The following is an 18,401-nucleotide window of genomic DNA, read 5'->3' on the forward strand; positions in this document are numbered from 1 at the left end:
CCGTCAGAAAAAACGTTCGGGAACACGGATGATATCGCCCGGCAGCACGGGCGTATCGTCGGTTGCCTCGAGTTCGGTCTTCTGACCGTTGACCAGTCGGGTCACGAGCAAGCGGCCCTGGCGCGCGCGCGGCGTATAGCCGCCCGCCAGCACGACCGCATTGACCATGCGCATGCCGTTCACATAGGCATAGCCGCCGGGTAGGCGCACCTCGCCATAAATGTAAAAAGGCCGATAGGTGAGAATGACCGCCGTCACCCGGGGATTCTTAAGATACCCCCCTGCCAGCGCTTTGGTGATCAGCGCTTCAAGTTCCATCAGCCGCAGGCCGCCCGCCTGGATCGTTCCGATCAACGGCAGGGCGAGTTGCCCGGTTCCATCGATATCGAAATCCCCCGATAGATCCGGTTCGTTGAAGACATGAACCCGAACTTTATCGCCCGGACCCAGGCGGTATTCGCCAATCCCAACCTCTGGCACCGGGGTTTGCCCAGCCGCGCCAAAGGCTTTCCCGAGGATCAGGGAAACCGGAAGCAAAGCAAGGCAGCGGCGCCGGGTGATCATTATCAGCTTTCAGGCCGGGGCGATCTTAGAAGCTGGACACAAAGCGAAGCACACCGATGTTCCGGTCAAAATTACTGTCGGGCAAGGTTCCATCCCGGCGGCTAAAGTTATATTCGGCCTGCGCCCTAAAATTTCGGTTAATAAACCAGGTCGCCCGCGCGCCAACCGACAGAATATCGGTTTGATCCGGGCTATGAACGTAATCAAGCGTACGGGTGGAGACATTTGCCCCGAGCAATAGATCGGACTGCAACTGATGCTCGATCCCGAACCAATAGGTGGTTCCGATGTAGGCGACCGACGGTCCAACCGCCGTCTCGCCCACCGCGCGCACTGCCTGCCCACGCAGCGAGGTCGCGCGCGTCACATTCCACAGCAGGCTTGCCCGGGCGGTCATCGCTGAAACCGAACCGAATTTCGCATCGTCGATATCACGCTCGGCATAACCGACCGCGACCTCGCCGGACCATAGCCCCCCCAGCGCAAAGGAAAAGCCGCTGTTAACGGTCGGCCCCGTTGAATTGCGACTGCTCAGCCCATTGCCCCTCGGGCGGTCATAGGTGCGGTTCTGCCAGCCGCCTTCTCCGAAGACCGAAAAATCTGGGCTAAGCGCATAGCTAACCCGCCCTAGCCCCCCCAGGGTGGCATAGCTGCGGTCGGCGCCGTCTATCGTCCGCCCGTTCACCCCGGTCCCCGACTGAAACTCATAGGAGCTACCACTGCCTTCCAGGCGAAAACTAAGATCACCCAGTTGCTGCTGGAAGGCGATGTTCCCCGCGGTCAGATCGAACGGGGTAGGCTCCCGCGTTCGCACCTCATTCTCGGGATCGCCCCGTAAATCATGGAAACGCTGCCGCTTCACCGCCCCCGTCAGAACGCTGCCGGTGGCGATATCGAGACCGCCGCCCAGGCTAACGCGGTAGTTCTCCACATTCTCACTTTTTTCCGACGCATAACGCTTCGCTTCCGCTGAAACGGCGGCTTGCAGCAGGTGACGCGACCAGTTGGATTGAAGTTCCGCTTCTGGCGTCAGTACACCAATGGCGCTGGCTTGCGAGTTCCGCGGGCGCGCATAAATATTATCGGAATATCCAATATCGGTCATGAGCCGCGGCGTGAGCGTAAAGCCGCCAAGGGTCATGCCGGGCGGGCTGAACTCGGGATAAGCCCGGGTCATCACGCCTGGCTGATCTTCGCCGGAGGGATCCCTCGGATCTTGTGGCGGCTGGTTCTCGATCAGGATTGGGCGATGATAACTCTGCGCGACGGCCATGCTGCTGATCGTCGCCAAAAGCACCGCGAGGGTGGACGGCAAAAGAGAACGATGTGGCGGGCGGCAGGGCGGAATCATGGCGGGCATCCACTGTCAGACAGTCCGACATACGTTTATCTGATTTTATAAAACTTTTCTATAACAAATTGACAAAGCGTGATTCTTTCTGGTTTATGCTGAATGACCTAGGGGGCCTAGCAGCCCCCAACCGACCATCGGTGATGCCGTTTGATCCGCAGTGGAGACACCGGAACGATGAGCTTTGAGGTCAAGCCTGTTCCAATCCGCTTGTCGGGGCGCTTTCTCCGCCGCCTCGAGCCCGTGCGCGTGGCGGTGATGGGGCTGTTGACCTATTTGTTGCTGGTTGCGGTTGCGCCCCTGCGGTCAACGGTCACGGACCCATCGGTCATGGCGATTGTTTATGCTGCTCTGGGGTACCTTGGCCTTGCGGTCGGGGCACTCCTCTACCATACACTCTTCCCTCAGAAAGCCGCGCCCACGCTGCTGCTGTCCGCGCCGCTTCCAAAACGCTTGTTCTTAATCGCCCTCGGCCTATCGAGCCTGGGCGTCGCCATGCGCATCATCGACCGGCTAGTGCTGCGCAGTGTGCCTATTGGTGAGGATTTCGCCTCTGTTCGCGCCCAATTGGAAGCGACCAGCGCCTCGCCGCTCTCGGCCGCCAGCGCGATTATCTATCCAATTTGCTTTGGCATTATCTTTTTTTATTTTTGTTTGCGAAAAGAAGACCGTAGCAGAACGCTAGGCATCATCTCGACAATCGTCTTTCTATACCCATCCCTTGAAGCAAATTTATCGGGCACGCGGTCTCAAATGATTGTCAGCCTTGGCTTCATACTATTGACCCGCTCAATTCTCGTAGATAATTTGAAGTGGTTACGGAATCCGATTGCTTTAACTGTTGGATTTTTTCTTTTAATGAATCTATTCTTCTTAATATTTGAATTACGGCTTGAAGGTATGGGGATGGATTTTTATACATCCAGCCAAACCTCTGGTTACGCTTTCACCGTGCCTCCAAATAATTTTGCAACCTATTATCTTATTGAGAACCGAGGCTTTTTAAGCTCTCTCATGGGAATAATTGTACATATAACACAGTATTATTGCCATTCCGGATACGAATATTTATATATTTTCGATAAATTACCGAACAAACCATTATGGGGCGCTTATAATTTCTTTCATATTTATAAATTTATCGGCATGGTGATTGGCGATACTTCTGTTAACGAGCTAATTGCCAACCTCGATATTCGAGTCGGCATTTTCGCGACATTCTTTGTCCCACTTTTCCTTGACTACCATTGGGGGGGACCCGTTTTTATGATTTTTGGCGGTTTTATTTTGTCACTTTTGTGGCGTGCCACCGCTCGGCAACCGACGGCGTGGTTTCCCCTAACCGCCTACATGAGCATCGTACTGTTCCTCATACCGGTAACGAGTTTTATTTTTACGGCCCAGGGGCTTTACATCATCGTCTCGTTGCTGACGATGGGGGTTTTGATCCATCGTCTTGACGCCAGCGGGCGCCGCCTCACTGCAACGATGCGTAAAGGCTGACCATCCGCTCCGCCGCCGCGCGAGCGCTATAAATATCAACCGCACGCTGCCGCCCCGCCGCGCCGAAAGTAGCGCGCAACGCAGGGTCATTCCACAGGCGGTACAGCGCCTGTGTCAGAGCCGCTTGGTCGGCGGGGGGAACAGTCAGCCCGGTCAGCCCATCCAAACTCACCTCCGGCACCCCCGTCGGCAAACGGGTATTGATAACCGGCAGCCCTGCGGCCATTGCCTCGACTTGCACTAAGGCAAAGGTTTCCGAACGGTGGGTAGAGGATAGCACAAAAAACTCGGCCGCCGCATAATGGGCCGCCAGCTCGGCAGCCGAAACCCCGCCGCCCAGTGTAACCCGGTCCCGAAGACCAAGATCATTGATCATCCCTTGCAGATCGGCCTGTAGCGGACCATCCCCCAGGATAACCAACCGCAGATCGGGGACATCGACCGCCGCCCGAATCAGAACGTCGAAGCCCTTATAGTACACGAGCCGCCCGACGGCTAAGGCAAAGCGCCCACCGCGCGCCGCCTGGGTTGCGGCTTTCGCTGGCTCATCGGCCGCGGCGGCCAGAAACTCGTCGACGACCCGCCCGAAAGGAATAACGCGGATTTTATCCCGATAGGGGGGCAAGAAAGTGGAGTCGCGACGAATAAACTCGGCTGAACAATGGATGGCGGCAGCCCGGCGACACAGCGCATGCGCCAGCGGCGTCACCAGATGCTTTAAGAACTTCTGCCGCACGATATCGCTATGCCAAGTCACCACCAGCGGCGCCTTCGGCGGCCAGAGTGCGATCAAAAGATCAACAAACGGATTGGGCGCATGCACATGAACAACATCGGCCCAGTGCCGCCAGCGCCGGTAGAGGCGGGTATAGGCCCGCGAGAGTGCCATTGTGCCCACGGCAAACCGATAGGGTGCCCGTAAAACGGTAACCCCCGGGACCGGAGTCCGCGGGGCCGTATCGCCATCGTCGGCATGGACGAGCACAATCACCTCATGCCCCAGCGCGGCTGCGCCTTCGGCCATACTGGCGACAACGGTTTCCATACCGCCAAATGCGGGCGGATAAAATTTGGCGACGTGCAGAATGCGCATGTAGAGCAGTTTACCGTGCGGCTAGCCTGCAACCAAAATAAAACCGCCGCCTTCATGGAAAGGCGGCGGCTTAAACGTTAGCAGTCGTTATGACGGCTTACGCGGTCTTAACGAGGTTGGTCACCGGCGTGAACCCGCGAACGCCCTTGGTAGCGGTACCGAGAGCATAATTTCCGTTGTACACCTGCACGGCTAACTGAGCCGACTTCTGGCTGGTCGGGTTCTTTTCAACCGCCGTCAGAACGTCGTTCTTATCGCGCGTCACCAGCAGGGGGCGCGTGCTGCCCTTATTATTGTAAACCTGAAGCATACCAGCGATGCCGTCGACCGTCGCGCCCGCCGTCGTCGGGCGACCAACCGCCTGGATACGACGATTGGCAACGTCGAGCGTCACGGTCGGACCGTTCGTGCGATCACTGACGGCCTGAAGCGTCAGAACGCCATTGGCCAGCAGATAGTTCGGCCCGGTTTGGCGTGCGGATTGAGCGTTCTGCGTCCCGGCAGCGATCTGCTCGGTAATCGTCGCGCCTTTAACGCTGAAGTTCGGTGCCGACAACTTGCCTTTGCTATTGGTCGAGGTCGAAACCCCAACGCTGTAGGCCTGAACATCAATAGTGCCATTAGCCCGCAGACCAATATTGCTGGTCGTATTGGTGCTGTTGGACCGGTTCAGAACCTGTTGCGCCGGGTTAGCCGTATCGGCCTTCACAACGAAGCTGGTCGTCCGCTCGGTCGCACCGCCGCCCAACGTACCGTCCGACTTCAGCCAGCTTGCCTGGCTGTAGAGGGTCGTGCTGCCGCTGGTCACGGTCGTCCCGACACCCTTGAAGGTCGAAGAACGATCCGTGGTCGAGGCCGTATCCACCGTACCGTCATTGCGGCTGACGACGTTCGAGCTTAGCGCCTTCTCCGTAATCGTCACATTGCCGACGGTCGGGTTGGTCCCGCCGCTGGTATCGGTCGTCGTGATGTTTGTGCTGACCCGACGAGTCGAGACCACCGTCTGCCCATTGCTATTGCTCGCGGCCACGACGTCATCGACACGGCTGACCTTCAGCGTGCCGGTAGCCTTATCAACAACCGAGGTTTCGCTAGCTTCGCTCTGCGTCGTGCCAATCACCTCGCCTGCCGCGTTCTTAACAACCGAGGTCAGAACTTCGCGCAACGATTTCTGGACGTTCCCATCCTTATTGGTGCTGTAAACGATCACGCGGTTGCGCTGTTCGTAGGTCGTATTGCTATCGGCAGAGTTCGTAATAACCGCCGAGATCGTGAAGCTCTGGGTCAGCGTGCCTTTGGCCGCGTCGGCCGTGGACACCGCTTCGGTGGTTTCACGGCGCACGGTGTCGGCAATCGCCGTTCCGCTCTTCTGATACCCGCTGCTTTCGCGGATAACAGTTTCGCTAAAGCTGCGCTGAACGCCAATCCCATTATTGTTCTTCGCTGCAGTCCCTTGGACCGTGCGCGACAGAATAGTGGTTTCAGTGCTGCGCTGTGTACCGTTTTCCAGCGTGCGCGTCTGGTTAGTCGTCGTCGGCGCGGCCTGCGTGTAGCTAGCCGTAGCACCGATGGCGTTCAGCACCTTGGCGCTAGTATTATCTTTAATGCCCTGTACCGTTCCCTTGAACCGGGCATCGGCACCATACATGAGCAGCAACGAGTCGGCACGGTCGGCAAGCGACACGGTATCGTTCAGCGCGGTTGCCTGGCCCAGAGTGTTGCTGGCTTCTGCTGTATTGACCGGCGCGCTGGACTTAGGAGCCGTGCCCAAACCCTTACGGACGGCGGCTTCGGCAGCACCGATGTACTTGTCGATCGACCCCAGGACCGGCGAAATATCAGCCATTTTCAACTCCATCCGGCGCCCTGCCGGGTTAACATCGGTGCAAGCGGCCTTCTGCCAGCCCGCTCTTTCATACCTGCACGTTAATGCAATGCTCTTAACAGTTAGTTAAAATTCTTCACGATTTCGAGAGAAGACTTCTTCAAATTTCGGGATGAGCCCCGCAAGCGGCGCATGCCTTACGCTGCTTGATCTGCCTGGCACGCTATGCTTCGGGAGGCAGGGAGGGATGAGCCGTTTTTAAAAAATCTAGCAAACCCAAGGCGGTAGCGTCCAAAGCGCTTGAGTCGACCCGCCCCTGCTGCACCTCGCGGGCCAGCCGGTCGGGGAAGCCTTCGAAGGTGATGGCATGGACACGTGCCAGAAAACTGCGGCATTCCGCCTCGTGCCGGGCCTGGGATATTTCCGACAAGGGCGTTAACAAACGCTGGATCGGCCAGCTTAACGGATCGGGGAAATCGGCCGCCGAAATCCGCATTAACGGGTCGAAGAACAGCGGCATAAGCGCCACCGCCGGTCGGCCCATCAGCGCCGCCTCGTACCCAACCGTGCCGGTGATCGTGACCACGAGATCGGCGCGTTTTAATAAATCGAAGGTGCTGGCCGCCGGATCGATCAGCCGAACATTGGGCAAAGCGCCGATCTGCCGCAGCCACCCGGGGGAGCGGTCACCGAGCCAATCGGGGTGTTCCTTCACCCAAAGTTCGTGGCTGGCGGGCAGCAGCCGGGACAATCGTTCGATCAGATGGGCTTGATCGGCGTGGGGCGCCCCCAATACATCGACCGAGGCTTCCGGCGCATGGTGCAAACAAAACAGCACGAAACGCCCACTGGCGGGCGGCGGTTCGAAGGGCGGCGACAGGCGCAGCCGGGCGGCATTCCACGCCAAACGCAGCCGGTCGATCACCGCATCGCGCATCGGTCGAACGGTAATATCATCCCCCGCTTCGGCCTGGGGGCGCAGGCGGCGGCGTAACTCATCCCACCAATAGCGGCGAAAGCTCATCGCTGACGGATGGCTGGCCGCATAAAAAGGCCGCGCCGGGCGGTTTCGCCAGGTCGCCAGAAACTCCGCCGCCCAAGCGTCGTCCGCCTCGCCCGGGGCGCGCCAATGCACAAGGCGGTGGGTGATCGGCTCGAAGATACCCCAGCGTTCAGATGGGATACGCACCGTACTGTAAAAATATGCGCCCCGGCCCTGACTGCGGGCGATCAGCGCCGTCAGCATTTCCCAGGCCCACGTCTGCTCCCCGAAGCAGGCGACGACATTCTGATCACGCAGAAAACAGTCGATCGCCTGACCGTAGGCGGCCAGAACCCGCCAGGCTCGATCTCTCGGCCACATTTTCATCAGCCGGTCCATGCGGATCAGCGCGGCGGCGCGCGGGCGGTCTTCTTGCTCCCAGGCGGCTAAAATCGCCTTGGCCATCTCAAGCGGTAGGGATTGGGCGCTGTCGGTCAGCGTATAAAGCGGCAGGCGGCGGTCGTCCGGCACGCCCTGGTCGGCCAACCAGCGATCCCAACGCTTACCCGGCACCAGCCAGACGCAGCGATAGCCCGCCGCCTCCAGCCGATCCGCCAGATGCTTTTGCACGGGAGTCAGGGTCTGGTTCGACAGGAAAGCAATGGTTTGTGGGGGCATGCCGTTCGTCATGATGCTCCGCCCTTTCGTTCGCGGTGCTGAATGTCGGGGCGGACCTTATACCGACGCAATCGGCAGAGCGATGAATTCTTCTTAAGCAGGCGGCGCCAGCGGTGGATCGCAGATTACCCGATTCCGCCCCTGATTCTTCGCGGCATAAAGCGCCCGGTCGGCCCGGTCGATGATCGTATCGGCTTCTTCCCCAATCCGGGCGGCGGTAATCCCTGCCGAGAGGGTAATGCGCCCCAGTGGCTGGGCTGTACTGCGGTTCACCACTTCGCGCGTCGCCACATCGCGGCGGATCGCCTCGCACAGCTCGAAGACTTTGGCGACGGGCAAGTCGCGGATCAGCAAAGCGAATTCCTCGCCGCCGAACCGATAGGCGCGCCCCAGCTTTTCCACGCGGCGCGCGAGGCCCTGGGCCACTAACCGCAGCACCTGATCGCCCATGACGTGACCGTGCTGATCGTTGAAATTCTTGAAAAAGTCGATATCGGCCAGCACGAGGCAGAAGCGCCCATCGGCGCTGCGCAACAGGGCAGATAGATCCTGTTCGAAGCGGCGGCGGTTGGGCAGATGGGTCAACGCATCGGTTTCGGCCGCGATCCGCGCTTCCGACAGATTGGCCTGCGCCCGCCCGAGTTCGGTCTGCGTACCCGCCAACTCCTCCCGCAGCGCCTTGAGCCGCGCCGAGAGACCGTCGAGCTGCTCGCGCAAGGCCGTATTTTCACCGATGACCTTATCGGTTTCTTCGGTCAGCAGTCGGATGGCCGATTTCAGGCTGGACGGCGTATCGATGTGGGTGGGCTGCAAGCCCGCCAGGGTTTCCGCATAGCCGGAATTTGCCTTATCGGCTTGGCTGAGCGCGGCGCTGGCCGCTTCCATAATATCGCCTGCCTCCCCGGACACCCGGTAGACCAGCGATAACGACGACGGGCGCGTCTCGGCAGGCTTCGCCTCGGGCGTCGGGGCGGGGGCAGGCCCATCGCCGCCCGCCTTAATGCCATTGGGGAAAAACCGCGCTTGAATGGAATCCAGCGCCCCGGGTTGGGCCAGCATACCCGCCTGCGCCAGTTCGGCCATCGCTTCCGGCAACCCTTCCACCGTCCCGCCGGTGGCATGATACCACAGCGCGTAATTTTCCGGGGTCGGCGGCGCGCCGGTCAGGATCAACCGATCCCAGGCCATGCGGCCAATATCCCAAAGTCGCTTGCTGACTTTTTGCACGGTGGCGTTCCAAGTCCTCATCTTTTACGTGAGGATAGGCGGACAACGTTAATTTTTCCACACGAATGCAGGCGGGGACGAAAATATGTCGGCCTGCGGAAAAGGTTGCCAGGCGGCGGGCGGGCGCTACACTCCGATCTATGGCATCCCATAAAATCATCAATCTCGCCCTTCAGGGCGGCGGATCGCACGGCGCTTTCACCTGGGGGGTCTGCGACCGGCTTCTAGAAGATGAGCGCCTTGAAATCGAAGGCATCGTCGGCACCTCGGCCGGGGCAATGAATGCCGCCGTGCTCGCCGATGGCTATGCCGCAGACGGCCGGGACGGCGCGCGCGCCGCCCTTCGAAACTTCTGGACCCAGGTCGGCGAAAGCGGGCGCTACAGCCCCTTGCAGCGCTCGATCTGGGAGGCGATGCGCGGCGGCTGGCGGGTCGATGATTCGCCGGGCTTCTTTTGGTTCGACCTTTGGACTCGGCTGTTTTCGCCCTACCAGTGGAACCCAAGCAATTATAACCCGCTGCGCGACGTGCTGCAAAAATCGGTCGATTTCGACCGGTTGCGCACGGTCGGCGGGATCAAGCTGTTTATCTGCGCCACCAATGTGCGCAGCGGCAAAGTTCGGGTCTTTGAAAAGCATGAGGTGACCTGCGAGGCGCTGATGGCGTCGGCCTGCCTGCCGTTTCTGTTCAAGGCCGTGCAGATCGACGGCGAGGCCTATTGGGACGGCGGCTATATGGGCAACCCCGCCATCTTTCCGCTGATCTATAATTGCACCAGTTCCGATGTGGTGTTGGTGCAGATCAACCCGATGTACCGGGAGGATATCCCGACGACGGGCCGCGACATCATCGACCGGGTGGGGGAGATCAGCTTCAACTCCTCGCTGATGCGCGAGATGCGGGCGATCCATTTCGTCTCCCGGCTGATCGACGGCGGCCACTTGGCGCCGGAGCAGTATAAACAGCTCAATATGCATATGATCGCCTCGGAACAGGAACTGGCGGCCCTTGGCGCCTCCAGCAAACTCTCGTCGGAACCGGCGTTTCTGGAGCATCTTTTCACCATCGGCCGCGCCACCGCCGACCGTTGGCTCGCGGCGCATTTCGACGATCTCAACCATCGCTCCACCCTCGATCTGGCGAAGACCTTCTTCTAATGACCGATGCCCCGATGCTGGCCTTCGATGCCGACGATACCCTGTGGCATAATGAGAGTTTCTTTGCGCTGACGGAAGAAGCCTTCGGCCAGTTACTCGCCCCCTATGCCGACCCGGAGGCGCTGAAGGAGCGGTTAACCCAAACCGAGCGCCGCAATCTTGGCGTCTTCGGCTACGGGGTGAAGGGCTATACGCTGTCGATGATCGAAACCGCCATCGAGGTGACGGAAGGCGCCGTCCCCGCCAGCGTGCTGCAAGCCTTGCTCGATCTCGGGAAGGAGATGATGGCCCATCCGGTCACCCTGCTCGACGGGGTGGGGGATGTTCTGGAGGATCTGGCCCGCCACTATCCGCTGATGCTGATCACCAAGGGCGATTTGTTCCATCAGGAAGATAAGGTCGCCCGTTCCGGCCTCGCCGATCTGTTTTCGGCAGTGGAGATTGTCAGCGAGAAGGATGTGCCGACCTATGCCCGCGTTTTTGGCCGCCACGGAGTTGCGCCCGACCGGCTGGCGATGATCGGCAATTCACTGAAGTCGGACGTGCTGCCGATCCTAGAGGTTGGCGGCTGGGGGGTGCATATCCCCTATCACCTAACCTGGGCGCATGAGGCCGCCCCAGAACCGCTCGGCCATCCGCGCTATGTGCGCCTTGCGGATATTCGCGACGTGCCCGACTGGGTGGGGGCGCAGTTTCCGCTATAGGGCATCGTGAAAGATGATGCCCAGCGTCAGCCGTTCGCCGCGCGTGACCGTGGCGACACCGTGTTTCATCTGCACCCGATAGGGGCCGCGCGCACCCTGCACCGGGCGGTCGCGCACGGCAAAGGCCAGCGCTTCCCCTTGGGCAAGCGAGAAAACCTCGGCGCGCGACTGCCGGCGCGGGCGCTGTTCGACCAGCACGAAGGCGCCGCCGTCATAATCCGCCGGGTCCGACAGGGCGATGACCACCTGGATTGGAAAGCTGATTGCGCCGTAGAGATCCTGGTGCAGACAATTATAGTCCCCCGTCCGGTAGCGCAGCAGCAGCGGCGTCGGGCGGGTCTGCCCTGCCGCGTGGCAGCATGCCGTGAACTCGATAAGGGTCGGCGGATAGGTGGCCTCCCCCACGCGCGCCGCCCAGTCATTCGCCACCGGGACCAGCGCGGCATAGAGCGTCTCGCGCAGACGGGCCACGATCTCCGGCAGCGGATCGGCGAAATATTGATACTCCCCCTGGCCGAAGCCGTGGCGGGCCATGACCACTCGACTGCGGAACCGGTCCGGCTGATCATAAAGCGCGCGCAGGGCTAAACACTCGTCAGCGGACAGCAGGCGCCCCAACCGGGCGGCCCCGTCGCGCGTTAGGCTGTCGCGGTCGGCGGGAAGCAGTTCAGTCATGCCGGATATCCTCTTGGTTTGCACCGGCACCCATCCCATCATGCCCGCACCGGCAGCGCTGCCCACTTCTTGCGCTGTCGTTCACACGGGAAGGAAACGTGGCGATGACCCGGCTGAGCGTTAATCTCAATAAGGTCTGTCTGGTGCGCAACTCACGCGGCGGCAACCACCCCGATCCGCTGGCGATTGCGCGGATTTGCCTGGATGCCGGGGCGGCGGGCCTGACCCTGCACCCGCGTGCCGATGCACGCCATGCCCGGCTGGACGATGTGATTGCCTTCATGACCCTGCCGGAAGTGGCAAGCGGCGCGGCGGAATTGAACGTCGAGGGCGACCTGCGGCCCGAACTGATGCGCTGTGCGTTGGAAGCGGGGGCGCATCAGTTTACCGTCGTGCCGGTCACGCCGGGCGAAGTCACCTCCTCGCGCGGCTGGCGGGCCTATGACGATCACGAGGCGCTGGCGGCGGCGGTGCGCTTTTTCAATGGCCAGATGCGGGTTTCGGTGTTTTGCGACGCGACGAAAACCTCCGTCGCCTATGCCGCCCGCGCCGGGGCCGATGCGGTGGAATTCTATACCGGCGCCTTTGCCCAGGCCTATGGCACCCCGGACGGCGAGGCGCTACTGGAAGACCTGGGCGTCGCCGCCGATTATGCGCGCGAACTCGGCCTGCGCATCCACGCCGGGCATGATCTCGATACCGTCAACCTGCCCGCCTGCCTCGCCCGCCTGCGCCCGGACGAAGTGTCGATCGGCCATGCCATTATGGCGGAAGCGCTGGTCGATGGGTTTGAGGCGGTGGTGAAGCGCTATCTGGCGGTGACGGCTGGTTAGCTCAACTGCTCGAATGATCTCTCAATTGGGCCAGCCGTTTCTGGATAATTTTGGCTGCCTCCGAACTACCCTGACCAGCCGCTTTTAACTCGTCTAAAGCTGCTGTCAGGGTGGTGATTTCTTGTTTGGCCGCCTTTTCTTTTTGCGTCGGAAATTTTGTTTTTTGGATTAAGGTCACCGCGAATAAAATTCCAAAAATGATAAAAGATAACTTGTCGGTCGAAATATAATTCACCAAAGGTGCAATTATCTCACGAACTGGCGTAAACGCTCCCCAATTCGATATTTTGATGAACCCCGATAGAGGTATCCACAAAAACAGAAAAATAAAGAGCACCGAACGGATCACAACGAGAATGCGGGCGACACGCTCATTCAAGTCATTTGCAGTTGTTTCAACGCTGCCGAGCATGGTGACCTCCCGTGGGGCTGGCTAGTTGTCCAGACTCCAAATTAAACATCGGATTATCCTGCCCTTCTTCCGTCACTTTTTCCAGCCAAGGTAGCGCTCTGGTCTTCCCACCTGGCCCCTTGCGTTGTCATACGTCGATCCGGCATAAAGAACCCATGTCTAAGCTTCTGAAATCCCTCCCGGCCCGCCTCGCTACAGGGGCGCTGATCCTCCCCTTCCTGCTGCCGCTGCCCGTGCAGGCGCAAAGCAAGGATGAGATTGAGGAAGCGCAGAAGATTCTGATGCTGATGGGCCATTTCACCCGCCGCCCGACCGGGGAAATGACGCCGCCGACCGTCGAAGGGCTGCAAAAATTCCAGGCGCAGGCAAAGCTGCCGGTGACCGGCAAGCTCGATGCCGCGACGCTGAACGCCCTGCGCCAAACGCGCGATACGAAGTTCAGCAGCGCGCTCAGCCTTGAAAGCGCCCAGAAGCGCCAGCAGCAGGCTGCCGCCGCGGCAGCCGCCCCGCCGCCGAAAGTGGCCGCCGCGCCGCAGGCTTCCGTCTCCGGCCAAAGCCTCGGCGGGTCACAGAGCGTGATTACCGGCTATGGTCAGCGGGGCAGTATCGAGGCCCCCTCGGTGACCGGCGGCACCCCTTCGCGTGCCGCCCCCCCTTTGCCCAGCGCCCCGCACGCCAGCGGCCAGCACAGCAGCTCCGCGCCGATTCTGCCGCCCGGCATCAGCAACCGCCCGCCCGTCTCGCAGCGGACGCAAACCGGGCCGGGCGTGGCAGCCGTCCCGCAGGAAGAGGTGCAGATCACCCGAACGATCACCACGCCGCCGCCCGCCCTGCCAAAACCCGCTGACGAGCAAAGCGTTTTCAGCTTCTGGCCGTGGTTGACCGTGCCGGGGATCGTCGGGATTTTTGGCTGGATCATTTGGCAAGCGGGGTTCGCCCGCCCGCGCGGCCCGAACCCATTTCTGGCGCCCGCGCCGCGCCCGGATCGGCCCGCGTAAACCAAAGGGCTGTGCCGGGATAACCCCGACACAGCCTTTCGTCTTAGAGCGCAACCAGTTCCAGCGAGCCAATCTGCGGCGCAGTACCATCCTTCGGCTTACCCGACGGAACCAGCGTCACCGTCAGCTCGTCGCTACGATTTTCCGATGCCAGCTTATCCAGCACCGGCGTGACATAGAGGTTCTGAGACACGGCACCCGGCCCGTGACCGTGACCCGCCGACAAGGCGAAGAAACCGACCGAGCCGACGAAATAATCTTCAGTCGGCGGCGCCCCCTGCGGCAGCCCCAGGTAAACATCGTAGACAATCCCTGGCCCACCGTGGCTGGTGATATTGCCAATCGACAGAAAGACCGCCCGTTCGCTGTTCGGCTTGGCGGCGGCCAGCAGACTGCTACGGCTTTCGACCGGCTTGACGGTGGTGACCACCGGCTTATCGGCGAGGGTAATGGCGGCACCGACCGTATCGGCCTTCGCCAGCACGGCCCCGCTCGGCACCATGCTGGGCGTGGCGGAGAGCAGCGCCGAACCAGACGCGGCCCGGCCCGGGGGCAACAGATAGGCATCGTAAGAAATGCCCAGGTTATTGAGGTTCAGAACGCTGGCAATGGTCGGCGTGACCCGCTGCCCGCGCCCGTTGACGAAGGTATATTGCGTGCGGCCCCAGTCCGAATCGCCCGAGGGATTTTGATTGCCGAGGCGGTTCCAGCTCGCCCACACGCGATCAATATTGCAATGGTGAATCCAGAACACTGGATCGCCCGCCGCCGTCGGCACCGACCCCATACCGTTGCCATTGCCGGTATAATCATGAACGCGGCCGTGCAAGCCGTTATCCAGCGTATTGCAGAAACCCTTCGAGCCACCATAGGTGCGGATCAACATAGAGTCGGTATTGAGCGCCGACGAGGGGCGGCCCGTGGTGATCGGCTTGCCTTCGTTGGAATAGCTATTGCGCTGCGACCGATAGAGTGCGCGGTACAGCGCATCGTTCGGGCGCAGAAACTCCGGCGGCAGCGCCTGATAGCTGGGATTGGTATAATCCCAATAGGGCAGGGTAAAGGAAGGCTGGTTCGAAATGACACGGATAATGTCTTCGAGATAATTCACATACATCCGGTGCCAGGGCAGGAAATTATCGATGAGATATTGCCCGCTGCTGGTCGGATAATGCGGCTGACAGGTGCCCCACATGGCCAGCGCCAGTTGCGCATTCGGCGAGGTTGTTTCGCCGTAGACCCTGCGCACCATCGCCGGGATATCTTGGATCGAAGTCTGACCCGGAAAAGAATGCGTATACCATTGGAACGTCCAGGAGCGCGGGTCGCGCTGATCCAGCCGCATCATCTTGCCGACTGCATCGGCATAGATCGCCAGCATGCGCCGCCCCTGGGTGCTGGTAGCGGAATAGCGCACAATCGGCATTTGCGCGGCGGCGCGGGGAGCGGTTAGATCGAGAAGGCCGAGCGCGGCGGCGGCGCTCCCCCCAGCGAGAACGGAACGGCGGGATAGGCGCATAGATACCTCCACTGGTTGTGCTCAGCGGATGATATTCTCATATGTCGATGAATACAATTTATGGATTTATATTTATGGTTTTGAGCAACCAAAACGCTAATTCGGTAGAATTTCCAGTCCCAGTCGGTCGATGACCACCCGTCCTTCGGCCCCAGCGGCATCGCCGGGACCGGGGACCAACCGCAGAGCGGGATACGCGCCGAGCGGCAGACCGGTGACATCAAAAACCAGCGTTCGCCCTTGTGCCGCCGGTAGGGTTTCGGGTGCAGGCAAGCCGAATAGGCTCAGCGTGCCGATAAATTGCCCCGGCCCAGCGGCAGAATCGCTCAGCCAAAAAAGATCGTAAAGCGCCGGTTGCGCCACCGACCGCCGCACCCCCTCGAGCACTAAAACCCGCCGCGCTGCGCTGCCCGGCGCGAGGGAAAGCGGCGGCAAAGGCAAGATAACCGGCGCCCCGGTCAAGACAATCGGCACCCCGCCTTGGGCCTCGGCCCGGCTGAACGCTAGCCCGAAGGCCAGGACAGCGGCGATCCCGCCGCAAAACCATCGTGATACAGACGGCATGGCCCGCTCCGCGATTGATATCTCGATATGTTGTCCGCCCCAGTAGCGATGACAAGAGGGGGACGCATGCCTGAAAAGCGGGCACATGCCGTTTTGGGGCTTTACCCGCCCCCGACCATCTGGTCAGCTAAACGCAATTTTAGAGAGAGGCTGGCCCGACATCGCCCGCCGCCGCTGACCGATGGACCTAATATTATGCCGCTCGATACCGCCGCGAAAACCACCGCCGGGTCTTTCAAATCCTCTGCCTGCCCGCATGATTGCCCCGCCACCTGCGCCCTTGAGGTGGAAGTGCTGCCGGATAACCGCGTCGGGCGTTTTCGCGGCGCGTCGGACAATCCCTATACCGCCGGGGTTTTATGCGCCAAGGTCGGGCGCTATGCTGACCGAGTGCATCACCCCGACCGTGTGACCCAGCCCCTGCGCCGCAGCGGGCCGAAGGGCAGCGGCCAGTTCACGCCGATTTCCTGGGACGAAGCGCTCGACGAAATCGCCGCGCGCTTCAAGAGCATCGCCGACACCTATGGGGCCGAAGCGATTTGGCCCTATTATTATGCCGGGACGATGGGCCAAGTGCAGCGCGACGGCATCAACCGCCTGCGCCACGCCTTGGGCTATTCCGATCAAAAGCGGACGATCTGCACCGCCCTCGCCCGTTCCGGCTGGGTGGCGGGCACCGGCTTCGAGCGCGGCACGAGCGCGATGGAAATGCTGGGCAGCGAAGTCATCGTCATTTGGGGCGGGAACCCCGTTACCACCCACGTCCATATCGCCGGGTTGATGAGCAAGGCGCGCAAGCAAAACGGCGCCAAAATCGTCGTGATCGACCCCTACCGCTCTCCGACGGCCGAACTGGCCGATGTGCATCTGACGCCGCTGCCGGGCACCGATGGGGCGTTGGCCTGCGCGATCATGCATGTCGCCTTCCGCGACGGGCGGGCCGACCGTGCCTATCTGGCAGCTCATACCAAGGACTGGCAGGCCCTGGAAGCCCATCTGGCCGATAAAACCCCCGCCTGGGCCGCCGCGATCACCGGGTTGACCGTCGCACAGATCGAAGATTTCGCCGCGCTGTATACCGGCACGCAGAAAAGCTATCTGCTGCTGGGGTACGGCTTCAGCCGGGTGCGCAATGGCACGCTGAACGTCCATTCCGTCGCCAGCCTGCCCGCCGTGACCGGCGCGTGGCAGGTGCCGGGCGGCGGGGCTTTCTGGTCCTACGGTGGGCCGCTCTATAAGCTCGATAAGCGCTTGATCGACGGCACCCCCTTCCGCCGTAAAGATGTGCGGGTGATGGACATGAGCCGTATCGGCGCCGCCCTGACCGGGCATCTGACCGGTGACCGGTCAGAGCTGCAAGACGGGCCACCGGTGATGGCGCTGCTGATCCAGAATACCAATCCGATGGTGGTGGCGCCGAACAGCGCGCTGGTAGCGCAGGGCTTCGCGCGTGAGGATCTGTTTACCGTCGTCCACGAACAGTTCATGACCGATACCGCCAAAATGGCCGATATCGTGCTGCCCGCCACCATGTTCGTCGAGCATGACGATCTCTACACCGCAGGCGGGCACGGGCATTTGCAGGTGGGGATGCGCCTGATCGACCCGCCGGGCGACTGCCGCTCCAACCACGACCTGATCGAAGCCCTGGCCGCGCGCCTTGGTGTTGCCGATAAGCCGGGGTTTGGTCTCACGGCGCGGGAGCTGATCGACCGCACGCTGCAGGCGTCCAATTACCCTAGCATTGAAACCTTCATCGCCGACCGTTGGGTTGATTGCACCCCGACCTCGGACGAGGGGCGGTTCCAGAACGGCTTCGGCACGCCCGATGGCAAGTTCCATTTCGCCCCCGATTGGACCAGCGTTGGTATCGACGATCCCAGCCTGCCGCGCCTGCCGGATCATTGGGACGTGATTGCCGCGCGCGATGAAACCCATCCCTTCAAGCTGATCGCCCCGCCCGCGCGCCAGTTCTTGAACTCTAGCTTTTCCGATGTCGGCGCGTCGCGGGTGCGCGAAGGCACGCCGACCCTGCTGATCCACCCGGACACGGCCGCCGCGCACGGCATCACCGCCGGGGATACGGTGACCGTCGGCAATCCGCAGGGTTCTGTCACCCTAACCGCAGCCCTGCGCGACGGGATGAACCCGGCGCTGCTCGTCGCTGAAGGGTTGTGGCGAAATAATGATTTTCCCGAAGGGATCGGAATCAATACACTAGTGTCGGATGTCAGTCCGGCGCCTGCGGGCGGTGCGGTATTTCACGATACCGCCGTCTGGCTGAAGTCCCAGGGGCGCCGCTAAGAAGCGCAATTT

Annotated in this window: 16 protein-coding genes; 6 read left to right on the forward strand and 10 right to left on the reverse strand. The window is 61.0% G+C overall.

Annotated elements, in window-relative coordinates; all coding sequences use genetic code 11:
• Nucleotides 1–3: 3 nt before the first annotated feature.
• Nucleotides 4–564, reverse strand: coding sequence for a polysaccharide biosynthesis/export family protein (locus tag CHR90_RS06100; RefSeq protein ID WP_094408111.1), 561 nt, complete (start codon nt 562–564; stop codon nt 4–6).
• A 25-nt stretch (nt 565–589) separates the two neighbouring features.
• A complete protein-coding gene (locus CHR90_RS06105; RefSeq protein ID WP_170941313.1) occupies nt 590–1,915 on the reverse strand; it encodes an outer membrane beta-barrel protein in 1,326 nt (441 codons plus the stop codon).
• A 177-nt stretch (nt 1,916–2,092) separates the two neighbouring features.
• Between CHR90_RS06105 and CHR90_RS06110 the strand changes: the two genes are divergently transcribed.
• Complete coding sequence (locus CHR90_RS06110; RefSeq protein ID WP_094408113.1) at nt 2,093–3,418, forward strand: hypothetical protein; 1,326 nt, start codon at nt 2,093–2,095, stop codon at nt 3,416–3,418.
• Here CHR90_RS06110 and CHR90_RS06115 read toward each other — a convergent pair.
• The 4 genes from CHR90_RS06115 to CHR90_RS06130 all read right to left on the reverse strand — a co-directional run bounded on the left by CHR90_RS06115 (nt 3,393) and on the right by CHR90_RS06130 (nt 9,223).
• Complete coding sequence (locus CHR90_RS06115; RefSeq protein ID WP_094408114.1) at nt 3,393–4,511, reverse strand: glycosyltransferase; 1,119 nt, start codon at nt 4,509–4,511, stop codon at nt 3,393–3,395. The genes CHR90_RS06110 and CHR90_RS06115 overlap by 26 nt on opposite strands.
• A 97-nt stretch (nt 4,512–4,608) precedes the next feature.
• Nucleotides 4,609–6,357: a hypothetical protein gene (locus CHR90_RS06120; RefSeq protein WP_141210890.1), complete on the reverse strand. Its 1,749-nt coding sequence runs from the start codon at nt 6,355–6,357 to the stop codon at nt 4,609–4,611.
• 202 nt (nt 6,358–6,559) lie between these two features.
• The gene (locus CHR90_RS06125) at nt 6,560–8,008 is read right to left on the reverse strand and encodes a capsular polysaccharide export protein, LipB/KpsS family (RefSeq protein ID WP_094408116.1); all 1,449 of its coding nucleotides are present in this window, start codon (nt 8,006–8,008) and stop codon (nt 6,560–6,562) included.
• An 81-nt stretch (nt 8,009–8,089) separates the two neighbouring features.
• Nucleotides 8,090–9,223, reverse strand: coding sequence for a diguanylate cyclase domain-containing protein (locus CHR90_RS06130; protein ID WP_170941314.1), 1,134 nt, complete (start codon nt 9,221–9,223; stop codon nt 8,090–8,092).
• Between the two features lie 140 nt (nt 9,224–9,363).
• On the opposite strand from CHR90_RS06130, the gene CHR90_RS06135 reads away from it, so the two are divergent.
• Together CHR90_RS06135 and CHR90_RS06140 are read left to right on the forward strand one after the other, a co-directional pair.
• Nucleotides 9,364–10,380 (forward strand): patatin-like phospholipase family protein, encoded by a 1,017-nt coding sequence (locus CHR90_RS06135; RefSeq protein WP_094408118.1) that lies wholly within the window; start codon nt 9,364–9,366, stop codon nt 10,378–10,380.
• Nucleotides 10,380–11,084 carry an HAD family hydrolase gene (locus CHR90_RS06140; RefSeq protein ID WP_094408119.1) on the forward strand — a complete coding sequence of 235 codons (705 nt, stop codon included), beginning with the start codon at nt 10,380–10,382 and terminating at the stop codon, nt 11,082–11,084. The genes CHR90_RS06135 and CHR90_RS06140 overlap by 1 nt, the downstream gene beginning before the upstream one ends.
• On the opposite strand, the gene CHR90_RS06145 is transcribed toward CHR90_RS06140, so the two are convergent.
• Entirely contained in the window at nt 11,079–11,759 is a 681-nt protein-coding gene (locus CHR90_RS06145; protein WP_212668630.1) for a 2OG-Fe(II) oxygenase, read from the reverse strand. The genes CHR90_RS06140 and CHR90_RS06145 overlap by 6 nt on opposite strands.
• Before the next feature lie 104 nt (nt 11,760–11,863).
• Between CHR90_RS06145 and CHR90_RS06150 the strand changes: the two genes are divergently transcribed.
• Complete coding sequence (locus tag CHR90_RS06150; RefSeq protein ID WP_094408120.1) at nt 11,864–12,592, forward strand: pyridoxine 5'-phosphate synthase; 729 nt, start codon at nt 11,864–11,866, stop codon at nt 12,590–12,592.
• A 1-nt stretch (nt 12,593) separates the two neighbouring features.
• Here the strand turns inward: CHR90_RS06150 and CHR90_RS19155 are convergent, their stop codons facing one another.
• Nucleotides 12,594–13,004, reverse strand: a complete 411-nt coding sequence (locus CHR90_RS19155; protein WP_141210891.1) for a hypothetical protein — start codon at nt 13,002–13,004, stop codon at nt 12,594–12,596.
• Nucleotides 13,005–13,159: 155 nt separating this feature from the next.
• On the opposite strand from CHR90_RS19155, the gene CHR90_RS06160 reads away from it, so the two are divergent.
• A complete protein-coding gene (locus CHR90_RS06160; RefSeq protein ID WP_094408122.1) occupies nt 13,160–14,002 on the forward strand; it encodes a peptidoglycan-binding domain-containing protein in 843 nt (280 codons plus the stop codon).
• 43 nt (nt 14,003–14,045) lie between these two features.
• On the opposite strand, the gene CHR90_RS06165 is transcribed toward CHR90_RS06160, so the two are convergent.
• Together CHR90_RS06165 and CHR90_RS06170 are read right to left on the reverse strand one after the other, a co-directional pair.
• The gene (locus tag CHR90_RS06165) at nt 14,046–15,521 is read right to left on the reverse strand and encodes a tyrosinase family protein (protein ID WP_094408123.1); all 1,476 of its coding nucleotides are present in this window, start codon (nt 15,519–15,521) and stop codon (nt 14,046–14,048) included.
• Nucleotides 15,522–15,617: 96 nt separating this feature from the next.
• Nucleotides 15,618–16,085, reverse strand: coding sequence for a hypothetical protein (locus CHR90_RS06170; protein WP_094408124.1), 468 nt, complete (start codon nt 16,083–16,085; stop codon nt 15,618–15,620).
• A gap of 195 nt (nt 16,086–16,280) precedes the next feature.
• On the opposite strand from CHR90_RS06170, the gene CHR90_RS06175 reads away from it, so the two are divergent.
• Nucleotides 16,281–18,389, forward strand: coding sequence for a molybdopterin-containing oxidoreductase family protein (locus CHR90_RS06175; RefSeq protein ID WP_094408125.1), 2,109 nt, complete (start codon nt 16,281–16,283; stop codon nt 18,387–18,389).
• Nucleotides 18,390–18,401 lie beyond the last annotated feature (12 nt).

The organism is Elstera cyanobacteriorum, from assembly GCF_002251735.1.
GTDB lineage: Bacteria > Pseudomonadota > Alphaproteobacteria > Elsterales > Elsteraceae > Elstera > Elstera cyanobacteriorum.

Coding starts and splice junctions, on each gene's coding strand:
- CHR90_RS06100 (WP_094408111.1), bottom strand. CDS start 564: ATGATCACCCGGCGCCGCTGCCTTGCTTTGCTTCCGGTTTCCCTGATC.
- CHR90_RS06105 (WP_170941313.1), bottom strand. CDS start 1,915: ATGATTCCGCCCTGCCGCCCGCCACATCGTTCTCTTTTGCCGTCCACC.
- CHR90_RS06110 (WP_094408113.1), top strand. CDS start 2,093: ATGAGCTTTGAGGTCAAGCCTGTTCCAATCCGCTTGTCGGGGCGCTTT.
- CHR90_RS06115 (WP_094408114.1), bottom strand. CDS start 4,511: ATGCGCATTCTGCACGTCGCCAAATTTTATCCGCCCGCATTTGGCGGT.
- CHR90_RS06120 (WP_141210890.1), bottom strand. CDS start 6,357: ATGGCTGATATTTCGCCGGTCCTGGGGTCGATCGACAAGTACATCGGT.
- CHR90_RS06125 (WP_094408116.1), bottom strand. CDS start 8,008: ATGACGAACGGCATGCCCCCACAAACCATTGCTTTCCTGTCGAACCAG.
- CHR90_RS06135 (WP_094408118.1), top strand. CDS start 9,364: ATGGCATCCCATAAAATCATCAATCTCGCCCTTCAGGGCGGCGGATCG.
- CHR90_RS06140 (WP_094408119.1), top strand. CDS start 10,380: ATGACCGATGCCCCGATGCTGGCCTTCGATGCCGACGATACCCTGTGG.
- CHR90_RS06145 (WP_212668630.1), bottom strand. CDS start 11,759: ATGACTGAACTGCTTCCCGCCGACCGCGACAGCCTAACGCGCGACGGG.
- CHR90_RS06150 (WP_094408120.1), top strand. CDS start 11,864: ATGACCCGGCTGAGCGTTAATCTCAATAAGGTCTGTCTGGTGCGCAAC.
- CHR90_RS19155 (WP_141210891.1), bottom strand. CDS start 13,004: ATGCTCGGCAGCGTTGAAACAACTGCAAATGACTTGAATGAGCGTGTC.
- CHR90_RS06160 (WP_094408122.1), top strand. CDS start 13,160: ATGTCTAAGCTTCTGAAATCCCTCCCGGCCCGCCTCGCTACAGGGGCG.
- CHR90_RS06165 (WP_094408123.1), bottom strand. CDS start 15,521: ATGCGCCTATCCCGCCGTTCCGTTCTCGCTGGGGGGAGCGCCGCCGCC.
- CHR90_RS06170 (WP_094408124.1), bottom strand. CDS start 16,085: ATGCCGTCTGTATCACGATGGTTTTGCGGCGGGATCGCCGCTGTCCTG.
- CHR90_RS06175 (WP_094408125.1), top strand. CDS start 16,281: ATGCCGCTCGATACCGCCGCGAAAACCACCGCCGGGTCTTTCAAATCC.